Source organism: Vibrio penaeicida (assembly GCF_030689305.1).
Lineage (GTDB): Bacteria > Pseudomonadota > Gammaproteobacteria > Enterobacterales > Vibrionaceae > Vibrio > Vibrio penaeicida_B.
On the sequence record NZ_JAUYVM010000016.1, the window covers coordinates 66,916 to 90,541 of the forward strand.

Annotated in this window: 22 protein-coding genes and 1 riboswitch; of the genes, 6 read left to right on the top strand and 16 right to left on the bottom strand. The window is 44.7% G+C overall.

Features of this window, described 5'->3' with window-relative positions:
* The first annotated feature begins 53 nt into the window (after positions 1-53).
* The 3 genes from Q8W40_RS21445 (at position 54) to Q8W40_RS21455 (ending at position 2,633) form a co-directional block, all read left to right on the top strand.
* Positions 54-953: a LysR family transcriptional regulator gene (locus Q8W40_RS21445; protein ID WP_305400124.1), complete on the top strand. Its 900-nt coding sequence runs from the start codon at positions 54-56 to the stop codon at positions 951-953.
* A gap of 112 nt (positions 954-1,065) precedes the next feature.
* Positions 1,066-2,040: an ion channel gene (locus tag Q8W40_RS21450; RefSeq protein ID WP_305400125.1), complete on the top strand. Its 975-nt coding sequence runs from the start codon at positions 1,066-1,068 to the stop codon at positions 2,038-2,040.
* 95 nt (positions 2,041-2,135) lie between these two features.
* Positions 2,136-2,633, top strand: a complete 498-nt coding sequence (locus Q8W40_RS21455; RefSeq protein ID WP_305400126.1) for a GNAT family N-acetyltransferase — start codon at positions 2,136-2,138, stop codon at positions 2,631-2,633.
* Between the two features lie 32 nt (positions 2,634-2,665).
* Here the strand turns inward: Q8W40_RS21455 and Q8W40_RS21460 are convergent, their stop codons facing one another.
* Entirely contained in the window at positions 2,666-3,859 is a 1,194-nt protein-coding gene (locus tag Q8W40_RS21460) for an EAL domain-containing response regulator (RefSeq protein ID WP_305400127.1), read from the bottom strand.
* 268 nt (positions 3,860-4,127) lie between these two features.
* Between Q8W40_RS21460 and Q8W40_RS21465 the strand changes: the two genes are divergently transcribed.
* Positions 4,128-5,057, top strand: a complete 930-nt coding sequence (locus Q8W40_RS21465; protein WP_305400129.1) for an SRPBCC family protein — start codon at positions 4,128-4,130, stop codon at positions 5,055-5,057.
* 5 nt (positions 5,058-5,062) lie between these two features.
* Here the strand turns inward: Q8W40_RS21465 and Q8W40_RS21470 are convergent, their stop codons facing one another.
* Positions 5,063-5,773, bottom strand: coding sequence for a response regulator transcription factor (locus tag Q8W40_RS21470; protein ID WP_305400130.1), 711 nt, complete (start codon positions 5,771-5,773; stop codon positions 5,063-5,065).
* Between the two features lie 179 nt (positions 5,774-5,952).
* On the opposite strand from Q8W40_RS21470, the gene Q8W40_RS21475 reads away from it, so the two are divergent.
* The gene (locus Q8W40_RS21475; protein ID WP_305400131.1) at positions 5,953-9,012 is read left to right on the top strand and encodes a 7TM diverse intracellular signaling domain-containing protein; all 3,060 of its coding nucleotides are present in this window, start codon (positions 5,953-5,955) and stop codon (positions 9,010-9,012) included.
* On the opposite strand, the gene Q8W40_RS21480 is transcribed toward Q8W40_RS21475, so the two are convergent.
* The 10 genes from Q8W40_RS21480 to Q8W40_RS21525 all read right to left on the bottom strand — a co-directional run bounded on the left by Q8W40_RS21480 (position 8,979) and on the right by Q8W40_RS21525 (position 18,578).
* The gene (locus Q8W40_RS21480; RefSeq protein WP_101110802.1) at positions 8,979-9,707 is read right to left on the bottom strand and encodes a FadR/GntR family transcriptional regulator; all 729 of its coding nucleotides are present in this window, start codon (positions 9,705-9,707) and stop codon (positions 8,979-8,981) included. The two genes, Q8W40_RS21475 and Q8W40_RS21480, sit on opposite strands and share 34 nt — an antisense overlap.
* A 51-nt stretch (positions 9,708-9,758) precedes the next feature.
* On the bottom strand, positions 9,759-9,923 hold the full coding sequence (locus tag Q8W40_RS21485; protein WP_305400132.1) for a hypothetical protein: 165 nt from the start codon (positions 9,921-9,923) through the stop codon (positions 9,759-9,761).
* Between the two features lie 22 nt (positions 9,924-9,945).
* Entirely contained in the window at positions 9,946-11,232 is a 1,287-nt protein-coding gene (locus tag Q8W40_RS21490) for a TRAP transporter large permease (RefSeq protein ID WP_305400134.1), read from the bottom strand.
* Positions 11,229-11,822 (bottom strand): TRAP transporter small permease, encoded by a 594-nt coding sequence (locus tag Q8W40_RS21495; protein ID WP_305400135.1) that lies wholly within the window; start codon positions 11,820-11,822, stop codon positions 11,229-11,231. The genes Q8W40_RS21490 and Q8W40_RS21495 overlap by 4 nt, the downstream gene beginning before the upstream one ends.
* A 50-nt stretch (positions 11,823-11,872) precedes the next feature.
* Positions 11,873-12,868 carry a TRAP transporter substrate-binding protein gene (locus tag Q8W40_RS21500; protein WP_305400137.1) on the bottom strand — a complete coding sequence of 332 codons (996 nt, stop codon included), beginning with the start codon at positions 12,866-12,868 and terminating at the stop codon, positions 11,873-11,875.
* Between the two features lie 106 nt (positions 12,869-12,974).
* Positions 12,975-13,703 (bottom strand): FadR/GntR family transcriptional regulator, encoded by a 729-nt coding sequence (locus Q8W40_RS21505; protein WP_305400138.1) that lies wholly within the window; start codon positions 13,701-13,703, stop codon positions 12,975-12,977.
* Positions 13,704-13,785: 82 nt separating this feature from the next.
* A complete protein-coding gene (locus tag Q8W40_RS21510; protein WP_305400140.1) occupies positions 13,786-15,321 on the bottom strand; it encodes an aldehyde dehydrogenase (NADP(+)) in 1,536 nt (511 codons plus the stop codon).
* Between the two features lie 53 nt (positions 15,322-15,374).
* Positions 15,375-16,361, bottom strand: a complete 987-nt coding sequence (gene araD1, locus Q8W40_RS21515; protein WP_305400141.1) for an AraD1 family protein — start codon at positions 16,359-16,361, stop codon at positions 15,375-15,377.
* A gap of 7 nt (positions 16,362-16,368) precedes the next feature.
* Positions 16,369-17,541 carry an L-rhamnonate dehydratase gene (locus Q8W40_RS21520; protein ID WP_305400142.1) on the bottom strand — a complete coding sequence of 391 codons (1,173 nt, stop codon included), beginning with the start codon at positions 17,539-17,541 and terminating at the stop codon, positions 16,369-16,371.
* A 14-nt stretch (positions 17,542-17,555) separates the two neighbouring features.
* Entirely contained in the window at positions 17,556-18,578 is a 1,023-nt protein-coding gene (locus Q8W40_RS21525; protein WP_305400144.1) for a 4-hydroxythreonine-4-phosphate dehydrogenase PdxA, read from the bottom strand.
* Positions 18,579-18,908: 330 nt separating this feature from the next.
* Between Q8W40_RS21525 and Q8W40_RS21530 the strand changes: the two genes are divergently transcribed.
* Complete coding sequence (locus tag Q8W40_RS21530; RefSeq protein WP_305400146.1) at positions 18,909-19,328, top strand: glycine zipper family protein; 420 nt, start codon at positions 18,909-18,911, stop codon at positions 19,326-19,328.
* A 131-nt stretch (positions 19,329-19,459) separates the two neighbouring features.
* Here the strand turns inward: Q8W40_RS21530 and ribB are convergent, their stop codons facing one another.
* The 4 genes from ribB to Q8W40_RS21550 form a co-directional block, all read right to left on the bottom strand.
* The gene (ribB, locus tag Q8W40_RS21535) at positions 19,460-20,122 is read right to left on the bottom strand and encodes a 3,4-dihydroxy-2-butanone-4-phosphate synthase (protein WP_305400148.1); all 663 of its coding nucleotides are present in this window, start codon (positions 20,120-20,122) and stop codon (positions 19,460-19,462) included.
* Positions 20,123-20,279: 157 nt separating this feature from the next.
* A riboswitch (FMN riboswitch) is annotated at positions 20,280-20,431 on the bottom strand.
* A gap of 217 nt (positions 20,432-20,648) precedes the next feature.
* The gene (gene nagA, locus Q8W40_RS21540) at positions 20,649-21,788 is read right to left on the bottom strand and encodes an N-acetylglucosamine-6-phosphate deacetylase (protein WP_305400149.1); all 1,140 of its coding nucleotides are present in this window, start codon (positions 21,786-21,788) and stop codon (positions 20,649-20,651) included.
* 9 nt (positions 21,789-21,797) lie between these two features.
* Complete coding sequence (locus Q8W40_RS21545; RefSeq protein ID WP_305400151.1) at positions 21,798-22,679, bottom strand: N-acetylmannosamine kinase; 882 nt, start codon at positions 22,677-22,679, stop codon at positions 21,798-21,800.
* On the bottom strand, positions 22,676-23,374 hold the full coding sequence (locus Q8W40_RS21550) for a putative N-acetylmannosamine-6-phosphate 2-epimerase (protein ID WP_370693417.1): 699 nt from the start codon (positions 23,372-23,374) through the stop codon (positions 22,676-22,678). Before Q8W40_RS21550 ends, Q8W40_RS21545 begins: the two co-directional genes overlap by 4 nt.
* Between the last annotated feature and the right edge of the window lie 252 nt (positions 23,375-23,626).

Consider the following 23,626-nt stretch of genomic DNA (forward strand, 5'->3'; position numbering starts at 1 on the left):
TAAAAATTGCATCTAGCTTTTAGAAAAATTAAACACAAAGGTTGGGTGAGAGAATGGAAATTGTGAAAAGCAGCATTGTTAGCCACCTATCGACATTCGAAGTCGCTGCGCGGGTAGGCAGTTTTACTGGCGCCTCTCGTATTCTTCACAAAACAACGGGGGCAATCAGTCAGCAAATATCACTGCTTGAAAAACAACTTGGCTTCCCTTTATTTGAGAGACATTCCCGTGGTGTTCAGCTTAATGAAAACGGTCGGATTCTTTTTGAATCGACCCAACAAGGGTTAACGGTTATACATAATGCCATCGAGGGTATACGTAGTGCTGCGAACACAGACCAAGAAATTCGCCTTAAGCTCACCCCATCGTTTGCCTATAAATGGTTAATTCCTAGGTTGCAGAATTTCTATAGCCTTTATCCTGATATTCAAATCCAGAGCTACGCTGAAGCCGCAATAGTCGATGCGTACAGTGGCGACTTTGATTTGGCGATTGATTACGGTGTGGTTCCATACCGGGATTCTCGCGCCAGTTTACTTTTTAAAGAATCTCTTCTTCCTGTTATGTCGCCTTCCGTGATGGCGCAGTACGATTGGGAAAACGATCCCAACGTATGGGAGAAAGTCTTATTGCTGCACGATGGAATGGCTTGGCGACACGCCTCAAAGGACGTGGAATGGCAGATGTGGATGAAGCTCAATAATATTTTTCCCAGTGAGCTAAAAGGGCATTTCTTTAACCGAGCGGATATGGCCATGGCGGCGGCAGAGGCGGGTGTTGGTGTTGCGATGGGAAGGCTATCTTTACTAGAAGAAGACATAAAAACACAAAGGCTATGTAGTCCATTTTCGGCAACACCAGTTGAAGCTGGGTATTTTTTTATTCAGCATCAAAAGAGTGAGAATATAGATAAATTTGTTTACTGGTTAAGACAAGAAGTAGGAAACGAATAAATATCAACGTCTCGTTTTGTGACTGCTTTAATCCCAACCTACACTTAAAAAGTATTTTGCATCTGGCGCCATTGGTTTGATGCCTTTTCTGAGCTTTTTAGGGCGAGTGTTTATGACAACAAAAAAAACATGTAAATATTGCAATCCCGATGGTTGGCAGTGTAATGAACCAGCTGGCGAATCGGGGTTGTGCTATTGGCATGATCCTAAAGTGGATAAGAGTAACGATGATGTAAAAGCAAAAGTTGAGCAATGGGCAAAAGATGGGAAGCCACTGGACGGATTCCAACTTTCTAGAGCCAAACTGGAAGACATTAACCTCGTGAATAGAGGAAGCAGAGAAGGGTACAAGTGCCGTGATGCGGATTTCTATCGAGCAGATTTGCGTAACGCGCATTTCTTTGGTCTCGACCTCAGGGGCTCCTCTTTAATGAAAAGCACGTTGGCTGGGTCAAACCTGCATTGCGCACATCTTGAAAATTGCAATCTGCTTGGCGCTGATTTGAGTAGAGCTCGCCTTGAAAATGTTGAATGGGGGGAAGAACTCCAACAAGAAAGAAAAGCTATGGACGCCATTCGACAAGGAGAGACAAAGAAATCCGTTGAGCTATGCCAAGAGGCTGAAGAAGTTGCCCGATGCATTCGAAAGCAGTGTGAGAAAGAAGGGCTTTTTGAAATTGCTGGTCATTTTTTCAAAAAGGAGATGATTTTTAGGCGTTATCAGATGCCTCGTTTTAGTTCCAAACGTATCATTTCAAAAGGCGTCGATTTGTTCTGTGGTTACGGAGAATCCCCAATTCGAGTGGTTATGTTTTCTGTGTGTTTGATCATGATGTGCGCAATTGCCTACTTTTTTCTTGGAACAACTGCATCCAATCCTATTTACCCTAATATGCATGGTTCTATGGCGGCCTTTTTAGAGTTCCTAAATGCACTTTATTTTAGCGTTGTTACCTTTACGACACTCGGGTATGGAGATATATCGCCCATTGGGTTAGCGCGGTTTATTGCCGCTTTTGAAGCCTTCTTGGGGAGTTTTACTATGGCTCTGTTTGTTGTTGTTTTCGTTAAGAAAATGACACGTTAGCAATACCAGTATGTGTTTGTTATCTCTAATTAACCTTTGTTAATGCTCCAAAGCGTAGTAGGACTTATATTTCCTCTGTTTCTAAAGGAGGATCTATGCGCTGGAAAATTTGCACGTTCGAAAAATTGACGCAAATTGAACTTTATCAATTACTTAAGCTCAGAGTGGATGTTTTTATTGTTGAACAAAATTCGCCCTATTCCGACTTGGATGAGAAAGATTGTGCTGAAGGTGTTATGCATGTGCTTGGGTTAGATGGTGATGAGGTTGTGGCATATTCACGTTTGTTACCACAAGGAATGGGGTATCCAGAAGAAGTTAAGCCATATTTAGGTGAGAATAAATACGATACCGCGATAGGACGAGTTGTAGTGAATCAGGCTTATCGAGGGAGAGGGCTTGGTGACGAATTGCTGAGAGTTTCCATAGCGGCGATGCAGCGTCATGAATTTTCTGCACCAGTGTTTATCTCTGCTCAGTCGTATCTTGTTCCCTATTATCAAAAGCAAGGTTTTGAGGTATTTACGCCTGCCTATATGGAGGATGGATGCGACATGAGAGGAATGCGCGCTAACGCATTTCACATACTCTAGATACTGTTTTTTAAGATAATTTATTAACACCGTTAATTTGGGGCTTTTATCCAGCTATGGTACCAGCGCAATAAATTATCGATGGGTCTTGGAGTGCAAATCAAAAAGCCTTGAATGTGCATTCTTTTGTAATTACTTTCGAGGTAGTTTAAGTCTTCAATTGTCTCCATCCCTTCAGCAATCAGCGTGACATTCAGCCTTGAAGATATGTCGGCGAGAGAATTCACGACAACTTGGTTAAATTGATCGCAGTGAATGTCAGTGATTAAGCTACGGTCAATTTTTACCTCGGTAAACGGAAGGCTGCGAAGCTGATGTAAGTTGGTAAACCCAGTCCCAAAGTCATCCAGTGACAAACCAAAGCCACGGATACGAAATCGATTCAAAGACTCCAATTGTTCAGTACTTTTTAAGGCAAATTCTTCGGTGATTTCTAAGATAACTTGTGATTTATTGACTCCCTTAGATGTGACAATTTCATTCAAGACATCAGGATATGTCGGGTCGACCAATTGGCTGGGAGAAAGGTTGACGCTAACTTTTAATTCTTGACCAAACTCTTTGCAAAGTGTTGGTAGATCATCGAGAGATTTTTCTAATATCTGCTGAGTAATGTCATTAAGCAATTCGTAACGCATTGCGGTAGGAATAAACTGGCCAGGAAGAATCGCTTCAGGTATCCCGGGTTTACAAATCCTAGCAAGTACTTCGACACCGTTAACCTTATGAGATTGCGCACCAACTTTGGGTTGGTAATAGGGGGTAATGTAGCGGTTTTCGATACACTCAATGAGCTCTTCCTTTGACATTTTCTCGTAATGTACAAAGTTACGCTCTTCCATTTGTTTTAGTTTATCGAGTGCTCTTTTCAGGCTGTTTAGGTCGATTGGCTTAGAAATATTTCCCAGTAAGCAAACTTGGTGTTGTTTAGAGATATCTGCGGCTAGTTCTATTATTCGCCTTTCCATATCGGAGATAATACAGACCCCACCTTCAAACTGCATTGCGCCTAACTGCTTAATAACCTCCATACCATCAATTTCAGGCATGTTGAGATCGGTAAAAACCGCACTGTATTTATGAGGTTGGTTACGAATTGATTCCAGCGCTTTTTTAGGGTTAGAAGAGGTCACTACGTTGGTATAGCCGAGCTCGAGAAGCATGGTTTTCATGACCATTAGAATAGCTTGTGAGTCGTCAATGACGACGATTTGTTTATGTTTCATACCTACTTACACCTATAACCAACTTACCTTTTTCATCACTGGCTTATCTGTATTTTTGTGTGCGCCAATGAGTAAATTGAAACTTTTATGTTCCATATATTAAAAACTAGTAGAAGGATCGGATATATCAAGCTAATTGAGTTTTCTCTTAAGCTTGAGTATAGGGGTATTAGGTTTAACACAAACCAGTAGATGATAAGAAATGGCGTTGAAGTGCGACTGTGAATTGTCCAATATAAATAAAGGCTAGAAAGGACGCGAGGTGAACATGCTGAGTTATCAAGTATGCCGGGACATTGAAATTGAAAAGACGCCAGAATTTATCATTGGGTTTATTAGCAATTTTAAACATTGGCCAGATTGGTCTCCATGGTTAATTATGGAAAGGAATTGCACTTTGACCTACAACGGTGACCTAGGAAATATTCAGTCAGGGTATGAATGGAGCGGAAATTTGGTCGGAGCGGGAAGTATGGTGCTAACGAGCAAAACGGATGATCAGTTGGAAATGTCGCTTACATTTTTACGTCCGTTTAAGTCCTCCGCTATCGTTAAATTCAAGGCGTCGCCTACCGCTTCGGGAACTCGGTTGAGTTGGGTAATGGAAAGCCGCGTCCCGTGGTTTTTGTTTTTTCTTAAAGGCATGTTCAAATCGATGATCGGGATGGATTATGATCGTGGTTTACTCATGCTCAAAAGCTTGGTTGAAACAGGAGAAGTGCATTCGGAGTTAACACTGGTTGGAAATAGCATGTTGCCAGCAACCCATTACATTGCACTAAAGAATGGTGCAGGCATCCAAGACATGGGACCGACCATGCAAGGGGATATTGTTAAACTGGATGAATTTTTAGTGGAAAAAAATATTGAGTCATCGGGGGAAATGTTTGCCTTGTATGACCGGATGGATATGGCAACCATGCACTTTGATTTTCACACATGTTATCCAATATCCGAGCCTGTGAATGTCCCTGAACCGTTTATTTGTGGTTACCTAAAAGCAAGTGAAACGTATGTAGTGGAACACACTGGTGCATACCAATTTCTTGGCAACGCATGGTCCATGGCCATGATGGCAGCCAGACACAACAAAGTAAAAGTGACTCGAAAGCCAATGGGAATCGAACGCTATGTCGATAACCCAAATAACGTGGAAATTACAAAGCTCAGAACCGAAATTGTATTGTTCAAAAAGTGACAGTATTACTGAGTAGCAAGCATGTAACCTTTGCCACGAATCGTTACCAGCAACTCGGCATGTGAGCTGTTTGCTTCGAGTTTTTTACGTAAGCGGCTTATTAACATGTCAATGGAGCGGTCGGTTGGCGACCAATTCTGGCTTTTCGTTATCTTCACTAATTGAGGGCGGGTGCATACCTTTCCGGCGTTGCCAATAAGGAAAAGCAGCGCTTCATTTTCCGCATCCGTTAAACGAAACTCGGTTCCGTCTTTATGAAGCAATAACTTATTTTCTTTATGCAGGCGAATGCCAGGGTAAACATGAATGTAGATAGACTCTTGATCGTGCTCGTGTGAGGGCACATCATTGCGGCGCAATACGGCTTGGACTCTAAGTAGCACTTCCACCATATTCAGTGGCTTCACAACATAATCATCCGCACCACGAGCCAGCCCCTTGATACGATCTTCATCCGATTTTCGGCTGGATACCAATATAACTTTGCATAATTTTTCCTTAGAAAGACAATGTGCAATCTCGGTGCCATCAGCATGAGGCAGCACAACATCACAAAGCACCAAGTCTATGGGCGGGTGGCTATTAGCAGCCTGCTGAAAGACGCCTTCACCAGTAATGTTGATGAGGACATCATAGCCTTGAGACTGTAATGCTTTTACAAGTGATTCACGCGTAGGCGCGTGATCTTCAACTACTAAAATACGACGATGAGGCATGAGAGCTAATCTGACCCTAGATTGGTATGCAGTTTTGGAAATTGTTTGTTAATTATTTACAACGAGTATCAGCTAAAAAAATGAAACAACCCATCAAATATTGAAATAGTTTATAATATTTCGCTCAATTTAAAAACTATCAATTGTAATGTTCCATGTCGCACTTTAATGTCCCATTTATGAAATATAGCTTTGTAGCCATTCTATTCATTCTCAGCTCAATGTTGAGTTTTGAAAGCTCAGCTCATGTAAAGAAAACATCTATTCCAATTGCCAGTATGAGCAAATTTGAAGATAAAAGTGCGAACATGAGAATTAATGATGTTTTGGCATTAGAGCAATCGGATTGGGAAGCTATCTCTACAAATGAAGTGAATAACTTTGGCTACAGCAAATCGGCTTTTTGGTTAAAAGTGATCTTCATGAAACCTCAAGAAGATTGTTGTATCTTGACGGTTTCTTACACGCCGTTGGACTACCTCGATTTTTACCAAGTGATAGACGGTACGCGCCTTGTGCACCAACAGTCTGGGGATCGTTATGCGTTTGATGTTCGTCCCTTCCACGACAGGCATAATACGTTTCGCGTTACCTTTTCCTCCAATGAACCAACGGTTTTTTATCTAAGAGTACAGAGTGAAAGTATTCTTCAGCTTCCATTGGAGTACTATACCGATATTGAGTTTGCCCAAACACTGGGGCAGGAAAACTTCTTTCTAGGGCTCTTTTACGGAGGGTTGCTTTTAATCGCGGTATACAACGCTTTTGTCTTTTTTCGTCTAAGAGACAAGGTATACGCTTATTACTTATTCTTTGTTATAAGTGCCGCATTGAGCGCGGCATGTTGGGATGGTTTGGCTTTTCACTATTTGTGGCCAAATGCACCAGATTGGGCAAGTCGTTCGATACCTATAACTACAGGACTACTCACGTTTTGTACGTTGCTGTTCAGCCAAGAACTACTGCAAATTCGTAAGAATATGCCCTGGGTGAACATCATTGTTGAGATCACTAAGGCGGTCTCAGTACTCTTGATCGTGATGACCTATATTGTGTCTTACTCTACCGTGGGTCAATTAAGCTTTGCAGTTGCCATTGGTTCTGGCGTTATCGGTATGCTGGTAGGGGTAGCAGCGCTCTACAAAAGAATTGAAGGTTCTGGGTTATATTTGGTGGCGTGGTCGCTCTTGTTTGCTGGTGTTAGCATGAATTCTATGGCAAACATCGGGTTAATACACGACAGTGTTCTCACCAATTATCTAATGCATTTGGGGGGCGTGGTTGAGGTTTGTTTATTCTCCGTGGCTTTGGCAAATCGCATTAAACTGCTGAAACAAGATAAGCAGGATGCGGAAACCCGAATGTCCATTGAAAGACAAATTGCTCAAGATAAAGCCAATACGTTAGCGATCATTAGTCATGAGCTCCGGACGCCGATGAATGCGGTGTTGGGTTTTGTGTATTTGGCTAAACAGGGGAAAGGGCAGCTGAGTACGCAAGACTATTTGGAGAAAATTGAGCAAGCGTCATCAAATTTGGTGAAAATCATAAACGATAGTCTTGATTTTTCTAAGCTCGAACAGAAAAAACTGAGCTTGAAATGCGAGCCTTTCAGTTTGGTCGACGTGGTTGATCACGTCACTTCTGTATCCACCCCCGCTCTGGCTGGAAAACCAGTACAAATGCACATTCAAGTCTCGCCTGATGTTCCTGCTCATTTAATGGGTGACAGTGTTCGATTAGAACAAGTCATTATCAACCTGACCAACAATGCGATTAAACACACGGATCGCGGTTACGTCGGAGTGGGAATATCGGTTGTGTGCAAAGCCGGCCATGAAGTGGTGCTAGCCTTTAACATCTCGGATTCCGGGCAAGGGATATCCCAGCAATCTCGCGATCGCCTTTTCAAGCCATACTCACAGTTGGACGAACACCATAAAGGTACGGGGCTTGGCTTATCGATTAGCCAAAAAATCGTCCATCTGATGGGCGGGAAAATAGAATGCTTTAGTCAAGTGGGGCGAGGTTCTCTCTTTTCTTTTGAATTGTCTTTCCCATTAATTAACACACCCGAACGACCATCCGAATCTGCACATGTTTTGTTGGTCTGTGAAAATACCTTATTCGGAGAAAACACGGAGCTTACGTTAAAGTGGTTAGGCATGGAGTGCGATCTGGTATCGGCTTCACAAGCGTTAGAGATGACGTGTAATTACGACCTCATTCTTGTGGACCAAGCATTGGAAGGCATATCGGGAGAAACTTTCATCGATATTCTTCAAACCACCGACCTTTCGGAAATTCCGGTAGCGATGCTTTGTAACATTGACGAAGTGAATGGGGTGGAGGGCAATATACACCGATTGAGTAAGCCTATTCGTGTGTCGGATGTTCTTCATCTGGTGGGGAAAATGAACGGGGATGAGGTTGATGAACAAAGTACTCTGTCCGATACGGACTACGCACTCAGTGGGCTAAAAGTGCTGGTGGCTGACGATAACAAATTAAATCAGGAGTTCATCAGCGATATGCTGGCCATGTTTGGCGCGGATGTAGATGTGGTTGAAAATGGTCAGCTAGCGCTGGATGCGTTGTCGAAGTTTCATTATCACGTGTTGTTGCTAGACCTGCATATGCCAGAAGTGGACGGCATTGAATGCGCAATGGAAATCCGAAAGAACCCTAAGTTATCGGATTTAACCATCATTTGTACCAGCGCGAGTCCTGGAGCGGCGTCTTACCATGTTGATGTGTTCGATGATTGCATTGCAAAACCGATTCTGGCAGACCAGTTACTGGAGCTACTCTCTCCTTATTGCCTTGATATTTCTAGCGATAAGAAACGCAACACCAAGGGAGAGATACGTTGGCCATCTGAGGAACCGACACTGTTGATTGAAGGCATTGATATGTCATTTTTATTGAATCAATGTGCTCATTGCGATCTAAAAGTGAAAAATAGGCTGACGATTTTCTTCAATATGGCCACGTCATTTTTGAACGATGTATCAGAAGTGTCGCCTGACAATACACTCGACCTTCAACGTATTTATCACGATTTTGCGGGAACCGCAGGGGCGATAGGGGCGACAGAATTACAAGACATGGCGTTATCGTTGGACTTGTCACTGCAAGAAGGAAGGTTTGACAAAGGCATAGCCGAAAAGCTGTCTAAGCAAACGGCTGAAATGGTTTCTCGAATTCAAGCGTCTTCCATTTCTTCAACGGTTGTTTGATGTACGCTGGTGAGGTGATTGAGCATGGCTTGTTCAGCGGCATCTGCGTCGTGTTGGCTCAACGCTTCGTAAATAGCCATGTGCTCTAAATAGCTTTGTTCTATGGAACCTTTTTTACTCATGACTTGGCGTCGAAATTTCAAACCAAAGGAATAGAGTTCGTCAGAATAATTGATGAAAATTGGGTTTGCTGCAATTTCAGCAATGCTCAAATGAAACTGGTGATCGGATAGTTGAAAGCGGACAGGATCTGAGAACATTTTGGATTGCTGTTTCAGCAACGCTTTTAACTCGTTGAGTTGCGATTGAGTAATGTTTTTCGCAGCTTGACGAGCGATGGCTGCTTCGATCACTTTTCGGCTTTCAAAAACAGTATCTACGGAATGGTTGTTGATTTGTAAACTGGAAGACTCCGGTAACCAGTCGTTGCGTTTGAGCAATTGCTCATCTCGATTAACGCGTGTTTTGGAACCATGAGAAACATGGATCATGCCATACGCTTGAATAATTCCCAAAGCGCCACGTACGGTTTCTCTGCTCACCCCAAACATGCTGCTGAGTTCTCGCTCGCTAGGTAACTCGTCTCCATCCCGCAATAATCCCGTTACGATCATTTCCAGAATCTTTTCCGCCAGAATGTCTTTTTTGGTTTTGTTTTTCAGGGTTTGCTCAAAGGCAAAAGCTGAGCGAGTCATAAGGAAATACCATTGCGTACAATTCTTTCACGATTATGGAGATGGTGCGGTTTAAGAGCAAGCGTAAGAAAAACGGGAAGTAGAAGGACGGATTCGCATAAACAACGTGTCGGCGTGGAACTTTACAGGCACGTTATGTGAATCAAATGGCTGACATGCCTTGTTCAGCCTAGGCTGATAGAGGGGAGGCTTGTCCGCCGTATTGTGGAAGCTCATCTTTCTACTCCCCTAAGCGGGGTTACTTTCCATACACCAAATCAACCAAGCCGAGTGTGATAAATGGTACGTAAGTCACAAGGAGAAGAAGTGCAATCAACACACCAATAAAGGGCAAGTTTGCACGGGTTGTGGACCAAATATCCACTTTAGCTATGGAACAAGCGGTCGCGAGTACACTGGCAACAGGTGGGGTTTGTTGCCCTATAGCCAGGTTAAGGGTCACAATCAGCCCGAAGTGAATAGGGTCTATGCCAAACTGAAGCACCAATGGTAAAACCATAGGGACGACTAAAATTATGGCTGCAGCACCATGCAAAAACATACCTAAAATAAAGAACAAGACGTTCAGTAGCATGAGCACCACGATCTTGCTTTCTGTGAAGTCCAGAATCGCTTGGGCCATTTCCTGAGGAAGTCGAACCTCAGTCAGAAACAAGCCAAGTAAAGCCGATGTCGCCACCAAGAGCATCACTGCTGCCGTTTGAACGCTTGCTCGGACCATACATTTGTATAAGTGGGCTAGGGTTAGCTCACGATAGATGATAAAACCGATGACAAGCGCTGCGATAACGGCAAGCCCCGCACCTTCGGTAGCGGTAACCACACCACCAAAAATACCACCTAAGATAATGACGGGAAGAAATAAAGCCCAAATCGCTTCTTTAAACTTCTGCTTTAAGTTTTTCCAGCTAAATGCATCTTCACGCGGAAGGTTGTAGCGGATAGCAAAGTAATACGAGAGCGCCATCATTAATACGCCGCCAAGTACACCGGGTACAACACCGGCTAAGAACAACTTTACGATGGAGGTATCCGCAATAGCGCCGTATAGGATCATCGAAATAGAGGGGGGAATGATGATGGCTAAAGAGGCGGAAGACGAAGTGATGGCGGCAACAAAAGTTGGCTTGTAGCCGCGCTTTTTCATTGCTGGCATCAACACGCTTCCGGTCGCAGCAACATCCGCCACCGCCGATCCTGATATCTCAGCAAAGAACATGGAAACCCCAATATTGACCATCGCTAAGCCACCACGCACAAAGCCAATCATGGCGGACACAAGATCAATCAAGCGACGAGAGATACTTGAGGTATTCATCAACTCACCTGCCAGAACAAACAAAGGAATGGCGAGTAGCGGGAATTTGGTCGCACCTTCATACAAGGTAAGTGGCACATTGAGCATGGCGTCAGAACCAGAGGTAAGCAACATGCCACTAATGGCAACCACGCCAATGGAAACAGCGATAGGCACATTGATCATTACCAATGCAAGTAAACCACCAAACAACAGCAGGTAGATCATGATTTAGCCTCCATCTTTTTGTGTGCATGTGTTTTCTCACCGCTGGGGAATAGATCTTCTGTATCGATGCCACATTCCTCTGCGTACTCTTCGAGTTCGGCGCGGTCGTGATCTCGACCTTCACACATGTCTTGCAATGCTTGTGGAATAGAAAGAAGCTCGGCAAAAATAAACAAAATGGCACCAATAGGAATAACGGACTGCACGAAAGGTACCGAAACCCAAGGTAGGCTGATTAGGGTCTCACCTTCAAAATACTCAAGTACCGTCCAGCCATAAAAAGCGACTAGGGCAAAGAACCCGATCACGATGATTTCGGATACCCAAAATAGGGTGGATTGAAGCGTGCCTTTTGCACTGTATAACAAGCCACTAAACCCTAGATGACTTCGTTTAATTGCTGCGGTCGCGGCACCGTAATAGGTTATCCATACCAGCAGCAAAGAGGCGACTTCGTCATACCAGATTAGAGATGAACCGGTTTTACGCATAATGACGCCAAACACAATTACAAACGTCATCGACAGCACGAGAAATACAGACATTCCTTCGAGTACTTTCTCTAATCTATATGCCAATCTTGCAATCATGATTCCTCCTGAGAGAGGGCATGACTGCCCTCATTGATATCCAGTGTTGGTTAGTTCGCGAGCGACAACACTTTATCCAGCATGCCTTTACCGCCATCTACTTTCTTAGCAAATTGTTCATAAATCGGCTTACTGGCATCGACAAAAGCTTGATAGCTGGCTTTGTTTACCTGTATTCCGCCTTCTTTTAATTTCCCTAGCAGTTCTTGTTCTTGGCTGTCTGACAGTTCATACATCCAAGGTTTGATTGCGTTGGCAGAATCTTTGATGATCGTTTGAACATCAGCAGGAATTTTGTCCCAAGTTCGTTTGCCAGCAACAAGGTAGGAAGGACTGTAAACGTGATTGGTTAAAGACAAGTATTTCTGTACTTCATTGAACTTCGCCGCATAAATATTGGTGAGCGGGTTTTCCTGTCCATCGATGACGCCGGTTTGCAATGCAACAAACACTTCAGAGAAAGACATCGGTGTTGGATTGCCTCCCCAGTTACGGAACATACTCACACGCCACGTGCTATTCGGCGTTCGCAGTTTAATGCCTTTCAAATCAGCTGGTGTATTGATGGGTTTGACGTTGTTTGTGATATGGCGGAACCCGTTTTCCCACATGCTGAGTACCTTGTAGCCTTTCTTATCGGCTGTTGGTGCAATGCTTGGCCAGAAAACTTCGGATTCGATTTTTGCTAGGTGCGCTCGGTCTTTCACCAAAAACGGCATATCAAAGAGAGCAAACTGTGGTGTGACTTTCGCCATGATGGAAGAGGGTTGGCTAAGATGAACCGTTCCAAGCTTTAGCTTTTGCATCAATTCCTTATCTTTGCCCAACTGTCCATCACCAAAAAGGCTTATCGAGTAGTCGGAACCGGCGGATTTCAACGCGGCATTTGCATTGTTCGCAAATTTTTCTGCGGTTTTGTACTGTAACGATCCCTGTGCGGCACCAATGGCAAATATCAGCTCTTTCGCTAAGGTGTGTGGAGCGACAAATGCCAGTGATGCTACAGTGGTACTAATTAACATTTTGCGCATGGTCGTGATGTTCATTTCTGCGTTTCTCCGTTAATTTCAATGGTCGTCAATGACCGTTGGTGTCCTAAATTCATGCCCACCAATCTGTGGTTTGCACGTGTATGGTTATTTGATTAATTGGCTAATTCCTCATGGCAGAGATCGTGGTGTAGTACACGCTGTTGAGGTGATCCAGCATGGCTTTTTCTGCTAATTTTGGATTGCCTTGTTCTAGTGCTTTGTATATTTCGTAGTGCTCAATAAAACTTTTTTGAATGGCACCGTCTTGCTCCAAAACGCTGCGTCGAAAGTTAAGCCCATAGGCGTAGAGTTCGTCGGCATAGCCCGCCAGAATCGCGTTGTCGCTGTAGTCAGAAATCAGCTTGTGAAAGCGTTGATCCGATATCTGGAAATGAGCTGGCTTTTCAAAAAGCGATTCTTGTTGTTCTAATAATGCCTTGAGTTCACTCAAGCCTTGTTGGTCAATGTGAATAGCAACGCCGTGTGCAATAGCGGCTTCGACCACTTTTCTGCTTTGAAAAACGGCTTCAATGTCGTAATTGTTGATGGTGAGATTGGAGAGCTGAGGAAGAAGCTCGATACAACGTTTCAACAACTCATCATTACGATTGACTCGGCTTTTTGCGCCGTGTGAAACACTAATCAGTCCATAAGCGGCGATCATCCCGATTGCGCCCCTAACGGTTTCTCGGCTTACGCCAAACATGGCACACAGCTCTCGCTCGCTCGGCAACGTGTCGCCATCTCTTAGCAAGCCGGAAAAAATCATTTCCAGTAACTTGCTTGCAAGGATGTCTTTCTTAGTTTGATTTTTTAGCTGCTTTTCAAACGCAAATACATTCGCTGCCATGATATTCCCTCATCGAGCCATGTTTACTTAACGACGTTCCCGTTAACTTATTGGTATTTCAGTTAACTTATTGATATTCCATTCAATTGCTTTGGTAGTGCCCGTCGATTAGCGCTAATCCAGCGCAATCTCCATTAATGGGCTCAGGCAGCAAAGGCTCCGGCACATTTTGATAGCAAACAGGACGAAGGAATCGCTCAATAGCGTTGGAACCCACCGACGTGCTTCTTGAATCTGAAGTTGCGGGGAAAGGACCGCCGTGTACCATGGCATGAGAGACTTCAACCCCCGTTGGAAATCCATTGAAAAGTACTCGACCCACTTTGAGCTCTAGATGATCCAATACCTCTTGAAGGTCTTGGTTTGAATCGTTGGAACCCGTGTGGATGGTGCCAGTTAGCTGACCTTCAAGTGCATCAATGACCGCAAGGAGTTGATCAAGGCTTTTGCAGCGAACAACCAATGAACTGCTGCCAAAGACTTCGTCTCGTGCTTGTTCTTGCTGAAGAAAGGCTTCTGCACGCGTACTGAATAAATATGGAACGCATTGATTGTGATTACCCGACACATCTCCTTCACTCACCATAGTGATGGTCGCGTTTTCAACCAGCGTTCCCACACCGTTCTGATACGCAGCGTGAATTCCTAGAGTCAGCATGGTTTGGCTGATGGCGTTATTGATGATTTCCGCGCTTTTGGCGATGAATTGATCCAGTTCAGGACCATCAATCGCAAGGATTAAACCGGGGTTGGTACAAAACTGACCAGCGCCCATTTGCAAAGAGGCGCAAAAACCTTGGGCGAGTGCATCGCTACTACTTTGAAGTGCACTTGGCATCAGAATAACGGGGTTAATACTGCTCATTTCGGCGTACACAGGAATCGGCTCTGGGCGCTGTTGAGCAGTAGCCATTAGCGCCATTCCCCCCGTTCTTGAGCCAGTAAATCCCACTGCTTTTATTGCAGGGTGAGAGACTAACCCTTGACCGATTAAATGACCGGATCCGAACAACATAGAGAACACACCTTCAGGCATATCACAGCGTTTGGCTGCGCGAGTCACCGCGCTGGCGACCAACTCGGATGTACCGGGGTGAGCTGAATGCGCTTTGACTATCACCGGACAGCCTGCCGCTAAGGCGGAAGCGGTATCACCGCCGACCACTGAAAATGCGAGAGGAAAGTTGCTAGCGCCAAATACCGCGACAGGACCCAGTGGCAAATACGTCAATCGCATATCTGGGCGAGGCAGCGGGGCTCTGTCTGGGATAGCTGAGTCAATTTTCGGTACGAAAGTGAGCCCCTTTCTGAGGTTGTCAGCAAATAAATTTAATTGACCGACTGTTCTTCCTCTTTCACCTTCAATTCTTGCTTGAGGTAGCCCGGTCTCTTGCATTGCGCGTTCAATCAAACTGTGTTCCAGCGCCATGACTTCTTCACCGATGGTCTGCAGAAAATCGGCTTTACGCTCGGCGCTGGTTTTTCGATAAATAGCAAACGCATGATTTGCGAGTTCACACGCTTGAGACAGTTGGGTTTCGTTCGCACCTAAATAAGGCGGTTCTAACGCTTCGTTTGTGTTTGGGTTGATGCCATGAATGACTTTTTGGTCACCCATGATCTTTTTACTCCCAATAGTCATTTTACCCGTCAATATCATGATATTTATTCCTATAGCGCTTTAACTTGAACCGATTCTGGAGAGGCTTGAACCAACGTATTTCGCAGGGAGCGACCAAAGGCGGGGATCGTTATGTCAAATCGATCGCCTACTTGTGTTTTCACCTTATCCGCAAAACTGAGTGTGGCTGTGCCCATGTAGTGCACGTGCAAATCTCCAGGACGCCTGAATTGGTCATATTTGAAGTGATGGTGCTCTAAGTTACTGATGGTATGTGCCATGTTGGCTTCGCCCGTTAAGAAAGACTTACTCCACAGTAATTTGTCTTCACGTCGAATAGCGCTCGTGCCTTCTAAGTGCTCCGGTAAGTCGCCTATCAGAAGCTCTGGTCCATAACTGCACGAACGCAATTTGGAATGCGCCAGCCATAAATAATTGAAGTGCTCGGTTACGTGGTCAGAAAACTCGTTACCGATAGCAAAACCCACGCGATAAGGGGTGCCATCGCTGCCTATGACATATAACGCCGTGAGCTCTGGTTCTTCCCCGCCATCTTCAGCAAAATTCGGCATAGAGATAGGCTGTTCAGGGGCAACGACACATTGGCCGTCACCTTTATAAAACCATTCCGGTTGCGCACCTACTTCACCAATGTTTGGTTTCCCGCCTTCTACGCCCAGTTGAAACATTTTCATTGAATCTGAGAGCTCTTCGTCACCCGCGAGTTTGGCGTGCATTTCCGCTCTAGCATCTGCACTGCCGAGATGGGTTAACCCCGTTCCTGTGACTAACCAACGAGAAGGATCATCGTGGGTAATCGGAGGAAGCAGCATTTGGTTATCAATGATGGTTTGGTATTCCAACTGTTCACTGGTGTATTTTTCACCGATAACCTGAGCTAAAGATTTCCCTGTGTTAATCGCTTCCATCGCCAGTTGGTATGTACCGCCGGTCACATTTAATACACGAACCTGATCGTAGGATTCGACGAGTGCCACTTTTAGCTGGCTATTTTGTACAAACTGTATGATTCTCATGGCGTCCTCACTCAATCACGTTGAATTGTTTGAGGTGTTTTTCGCTGATACTCAGCCCTAACCCCGGTGTGTTTTCATCAAGATCGATATGACCATTAACGGGTGACGGGTCCCCTTCAAAGATGTAGTAAAACAACTCGTTACCTATCTCTACGTCATGAACGGGGAAATACTCCGACATTGGAGAGGCAAGGGTTGACATCGTGAGGTGGTAGTTATGCATTTGCCCAGCATGAGGGATCACTGGAACACCAAAAGACTCTGCTATTGCGTTGATTTTATGAGCCGCGGTGATGCCACCCACTCGGTTGGTATCATATTGAATGACTGACACCGCGCGTTTCTCGAGTAATTGACGAAAGCCGTAACTGGTAAACTCGTGCTCGCCACCGGAGATAGGAATACTGGTGAGTTGATTGAGTTCAGCATAGCCATCAATATCGTCGGCGATTACCGGTTCTTCTAGCCAACGTGGCTGGTACTGTTCCAATTTAGGTAAAATACGCTTGGCGTATTCCAAGTTCCAACCCATGTAGCATTCCAGCATTAAGTCGATGTCTTCACCGATGACTTCTCTGATTGCCGCGACACTGTCGAGGTTTTTTCTTACGCCCTGTGGTCCATCTTTAGGACCATAACCAAATCGCATTTTCATGGCTGAAAATCCTTGGTCTAGATAGGATTGCGCTTCGCGCTGCATTTCATCCAGATCCGTGCGATAAAGCTTAGAGGCATAACAAGGGATCGTTTCTTTTGTGCGCCCACCAAGCAGTTTGAATACAGGCTTGTTTGTGGCTTTTCCCATCAAATCCCAAAGCGCGATATCAATGGCTGAAATCGCCGCCATGCCAATGCCTTTACGTCCCCATGCCAGTGTCGAGCGATACATTCTTTGCCAGAGATATTCATAATCAAATGGGTCTTGCCCTATCACGAGTGGTGCTAAATATTGGTCGATGATTTGCTTGGCAATTCTTGGTGCTAACGCAACGTTTCCAATACCTACCAATCCATCATCAGTAAACACTTCAACGACAGTCCATCCGTGAAAGCGAAATGTCCCCATCGAATCGCCGCGATTCCATAACTCACCCATTGCATTGGAGCAAAAGTTGTTTTGGGGCTCTACGGTGTGTCCATTCCACTCAAATACACGGGCTTGAACTTTGGTTATTTTCATTGAAACGTCTCCTGTTATTGAGCTTGTTTGCGATAGTTGGTGCCCATACGGCAAGCAATATTGAAGGCTTGAATCGTGGCGCTCACATTGGCTTGGTTAGATCCTGCAATGTCATAAGCAGTGCCATGAGCAGGAGTAGTGATCGGGACTGGTAAACCTCCTTGAACCGTTACGCCTTTTTCAAACCCGAGAAGCTTGATGGCGATCTGCCCTTGGTCGTGATACATGGTGACAATGGCATCAAGTTCGCCATCTCGAGCTTTGAGAAAAATGGTGTCGGCAGGGTAAGGACCTAAAACGGGGTAACCTAAGCTGTTGAGTTTGTTTACGGCCGGTTGAATGATGTCGATTTCTTCTGTACCGCAAACGCCACCATCACCAGCATGTGGGTTAAGTGCTGCAACCGCGACTCTGGGGGATTCAATATCTGCGGCTTTTAATGCCTTATAGATGAGCTTGCTGGCCTCGATGATTCGTTCTTCACTCAGAATGCTGACCACGTCTTTCAGTGGCACATGAGATGAGATTCTTGAAGTCCACAGATTTCCAAGCGTATTGAATTCACAGAAAAAGGAATCGACACCTAGCTTGTCGGCAAAGTAGTGGAGTTCATCTTCAAAAGGCATTCCAGAGAGAATCATCGCTTGTTTATTCAGGGGCGCAAAACAAATAGCATCAATATGGTGTGCGACCACCGCTTCTAGGCATTGATCTAATATGTTTAATACCGAACTGCCTCCTGCGGCACTTGCAAAGCCTACCTTCACTTCTTGCTGACTGACGGAATGCACCGGAACGAAAAGAATCTCACCTGATCCACTGTACTGACGAGCGTCTGATAGAGACTCAATCGTTTTTAGCTCGATATCGGTTTGAGCGATCTCTTGTCCATGATCCCATAGCCATTGATCGCCAATGAGTACGATATTGGCTTGTGATGTAACACCACTTTGGCTGAATAATTTGGCAATCAGTTCAGCACCAATGCCAGAGGGATCGCCTAAAGAAATAGCAACAGTGGGCAAAGAGCTAGGCATAAAGTTTCCTTACGGTTAGGTTCTGTATAATTCTTGGTCTACTGGTATGGAAACATTACCACTAGACCAGTAATTGACAAGATTAAAATTAACAAAAAAGAAACATGGATAAGATGAGAAACGAGGGGATTTACATTTAGATAAATAAAATCAAATGATTAGTTATTGTTCTGTGATTTTCTTCAATCGCTGAATTTGTGATCTTGTTCAATTTGCAAACAATTCTGATAATAATTATTGCTTATGAACAAAATAAGAACCTTGTATTAGGTCATAAATATAACGTAAAGGTATCATGTCTCCAGACTTAGTTATTACAGAGCCTTACCTATGAAAACATCACTGAAATCTATCAAAGCGTTAAAAACTGTGTTGATCGGAATAACATTGGTTGGTCTTACAGGATGTGCGTCACCAGAATTTAGTGCCGACGATGAAAATGCAGCACGTAATCGCGGTACCGTTGGCGGTGCGTTACTTGGTGCAACGGCCGGTTTACTTCTTGGATCGCCTGAGTTAGCGGCAAAAGGTGCAATTGCGGGTGGCGTTGCGGGTGGTGTAAGTGGTTCGATGAAAGATTTAGAAGACTCACGCAGTGCTGATCGCAACCAAGTAATGGCAGATGGTGTATCGCAAGACACGCGTTCTGACGCTGAAAGAAGGGCGGCAGAGCTGGAAGCAGAATTAAGTATTATTGAGCTTGAAAAGCAGCTGAATGAGATGAAAGCGCAGCAATCGGCTGAAGGTTAATTCGTCATCGATCAAATGAAAAAGGAGCCTCGGCTCCTTTTTTAAGATCATAGGTTTATGACCACAGCTCTTATGATTATGGGTTTTATAACCAAAGCTTTTGTGATTGAGGTTTTTATAAAAAAAAGCTCTTATGCGGATTTTTCTTCCATCATAATGCGATAGCTGACCATATCTTCAATAGTCAGGACAGGCATATTGTGCAATTTACCAAACGCCACGATTTCAGGTGTTTTTGCCATTGAGCCATCAGGGTTTGCGACTTCACACAAAATTCCAAAAGGGGAAAGCCCCGCCATTTGCATCAGATCGATCGTACCTTCTGTATGACCGCGACGAGTCATAACACCACCTTGACGTGCACGTAATGGAAAAACATGCCCAGGTCTTGCAAGATCGCTGGCTTTTGCATTTAAACGAGCGGCGGTTTTTATGGTGGTGACGCGGTCGGCAGCAGAGACGCCAGTGGTTACGCCTTCTTTTGCTTCAATAGAGACCGTAAAGGCTGTTTGGTTTTTGCTGTCGTTAGCTTCCACCATTGGAGGCAGTTCTAATTGATTGGCATGTTCATCTGACACACACAAACAAACGATTCCGCTGCATTCGCGAATCATGAGCGCCATTTGTTCATTTGTTAAATGATCGGTTGAATAGATGAGATCGCCTTCGTTTTCACGATCTTCGTCATCAAGCAACAGAATGCCGCGTCCTTGTCGCAATGCTTCAAGGGCGTTTTCTACACGCTCAATGGGTGTGCCAAATTGTTCTAGCAATGAAGTTTGGTTCTGATTCATGGTAGTACTCCGTAAAAAATTTACCAGAATCAGGGCATATATGAAGGGGGCTTGTGGATCATGGTAGGCAAAAAGCTACCCATGATCTAAATGCAAGCCAAAGTAAAACCCACAGAGTATTCACCAGCTCCAATAGGAAGTGGTTTCACTGTGCTTTTATCATCCTCTCCCATCCGGACTATGACCGTCGGCTCTGGGTTTTCACCAGATCTGCTGACCTTGCAATCAAGCGACTGCAAGCGCTCGCGGGCTCACCAGAATGTCTGGTATACCGCCGGTGGGGAATTTCGCCCCGCCCTGAGAATAATGTTGTTACGCCCTAGTTTCCTCACAGATAGTCGAATCTGGAGATTACTTGGGGATGCGTCTTTGTGTTTCAACGCAGGAGAATAGTATCGCTTTTTTATAAAGAAGGTAATCACTAAGTAGCGATATGGCGTGATTTCGAATATAAAAGGCGCGAAAAGTACAATATTCGCGCCTTTGAGAGTCTTCGGGAATAGTGGGGCTTAATGAAACACAAGGTTTACTTTGGATACAGTTTTCCGTCAACGACGACCCCTTGGCAAGCATACTCATCATCCAAAATAGTGATGGCGGCACGAAACCCTTTTGCAAGATATCCAAGTGTATCTTGATGCATCGCTTTGGCTGGGTATGTCGATGCCATTTTTAGCGCTTCTTCTTCCTGAATTCCCCATTGGATGACATTGGCGACCGACTGATCCATGCCAATGTGCGCGCCCGCTAAACTGCCTTGAGTATTCACCAGTTTTCCATCAACGACTCGTACTGTTTCATCATTTAGAACAAAGGTGTCCTTTTGGCTGCCTACTGTTGCCATGGCATCTGTAACGATAAAGAGCTTTCCAGCTGGTTTACTACGGTGAGCCAATAGCGCGCTGTTTTCTGAAACATGGATACCATCAGTGATAATAGAGCACCAAGTGTCGTCATTAAGAAGTGCCGTTCCAACAACACCAGGCTCTCTACCTTCCAATGGGGACATGGCGTTGTACAAATGCGTAAACCCATTTACGTAGCGAATTTTTTCACTATGTAGCTGGGCTTGAATAGCATTGCTATGACCACAAGAAACGATGACTTTCTTTTCAGAGAGCCAACTCAATACTTCAGTGGTCACCATCTCAGGGGCGAGCGTAACCAAGGTAGCACCAGAGCTGAGCCAAGGCATGGCTTCAAGCTCCGTGACCGATGGAGCATAAAAGTGTTTGTCGTCGTGTGCGCCTTTTTTTTCTGGGTTGAGCCAAGGACCCTCTAAGTGAACCCCCAGAACGCCTGCAATTTTGTCTCGAATCGCGGCTTCGGCTGCAATAAGAGCGTGTTCCATTTTCTCCTTGCTATCACTGATCAAAGTAGGGAGAAGATAGGCGGTACCGTGTTTTCGGTGTGCCCGGCAAATGGTTTGTATGCCTTCTATATCGGTATCTTGGTTGAACATGACACCACCCCCACCATTGACTTGTATATCTACAAAACCTGGGGTGAGTGTACAATTGTGATAGTCATGGATTTGAGCATCTTTAGGAATGAATTCTTGGGAGACAACACCTAATATTTCATTGTTTTGCCAAAGGATGGCTGAGTTCAAATGGAAGCGTTCACCATCAAAAATCCGTTTTGCTGAAATGGCTTGTAGAGTCATAAAGTATCCTTACTTCATAAATTGAAATGCAGCACCCAGTAAACAAGCATCGTAATCACCCTTGGCGCTATAAAGGGGAACGTGAAATGGAGGAGGGGATTGTTGAACATATTTTTCAACGGCAGCGAGATAACCACTCGCGAGCCCAATACCGCCGCCAATAACAATGGCATCCAAATCCAAGCTTGCTTTTAGATTGAGACACAAAGCCGCCACTGCTTTCGCACTTTTGTTAATGATGGCTTGTGCATGTGGGTTCTGTGGTGCGATTTCGAAGAGTTCAACGTTACTGATGTCTTTGCCCAGCTCTGGCTGAATGCTTTTTTTTACTTGGCGCTGAATCGCTTTTCCTGAGGCGATGGCTTCGACACACCCGGTTTGACCACACCCGCAAGGTGCACCATTGATGTCGACCACGGTGTGACCGATATGCCCTGCAAAGTTGTTGGCACCTTTATGGAGCTTACCATTCAAGACCAAGCCTCCGCCCACCCCTGTTGAAACGGTAACGTAAGCAATATTCTGAATGGGAGTATCCAACTGCAAGTACTCGTACCATGCTGCTGCCTGAGCATCATTTAGCATCGAGACAGGTTTATTGCATAAAGCTTCTAGAGCGCGATGCAAAGGAAATGGAGCAGGAAAAGATAGGGTATCTGGATTGATTGAGGTTATCCCCGCATGGCTTACCCACCCTGTTGTTGAAATACCTATTTTCTTTACTTGAGGAAGCCAACCCTGACAGTGCTGAAGAATATGTTGGGCAAACTGTTCTGCGGATTGTGCTTCTGGTGTTGGAATCTGTATCCGTTCAATCAGGGATGACGTAGAAAGGTCGACCAATCCGAGCGCTATCTTTGTTCCTCCAATATCGATGGCCAGTACTTTCATGATTGTGCTCCTACTGCTTGAGTGGCGGAATTAAACCAGCCCGTCACTACCTCTAATCGGGTTAAAGCGGATCCCACTGTTACGGCGACTGCACCGTGTTCTATCGCCTTTGCGGCAAGTTCGGGAGTGTTATAGCGCCCTTCTGCCATCGTAAAGAATCCCGCTTTCGAAAACTGTTTTACGAGTTGCAAATCTGGCTCATTAGGCACTTCGCCTTCTACGTACCCCGATAAGGTGGTTCCCACGATATCAACATGGTGGTTGTGTGCCCAAAGACCATCCTCAAAGCATGAGCAATCTGCCATGGCAATACAGCCCGCATTTTTTATGGCTTCGAAGATCTTTTCCCGGCTTTCGGGGCGAGGTCGGTTTGTCGCATCGAATGCAATGACGGTAGCGCCTGCATCTGCTAATGATTCTACGTCTGACAAAAATGGTGTAATACGCACCTGGCTATCCGTTAAATCTCTTTTCACTATTCCAATTATAGGAATGCTCACAACTTTGGATACGGCTTCAACGTTCTCTATCCCTTCGATGCGAAGCGCTTTAGCTCCAGCTTGTTGTACAGACAAAGCCATAGTGGAAATAATGTGGGAATTGTCCATTGGGCTTCCCACCACAGGTTGTATAGAGACGACGGTTTGCCCTTGCAGTAGCGCTCGAATGCGATTGCTTTTTTCAATGTTCTTCACAATGACCTCAATAAAATTTGCCATGAAATCAAGTTAAAAGCCGCTATGAAACTGAGAAGCGATACTCAAACGTGACTTGTTGCTTATTCATTCAACTTGGTTAGAAACGAGTAGATTTGATGAAATTTTGCTCGCTCTCACATTTTGATAAATGACATTTTGAAAATAATCTTCATTGTTATAATAATTCTTGGTGAATATTTTTTTCAACTAAAAAAGAGATTTTTTTCAAAATGTCGTGAGCATGAAAAT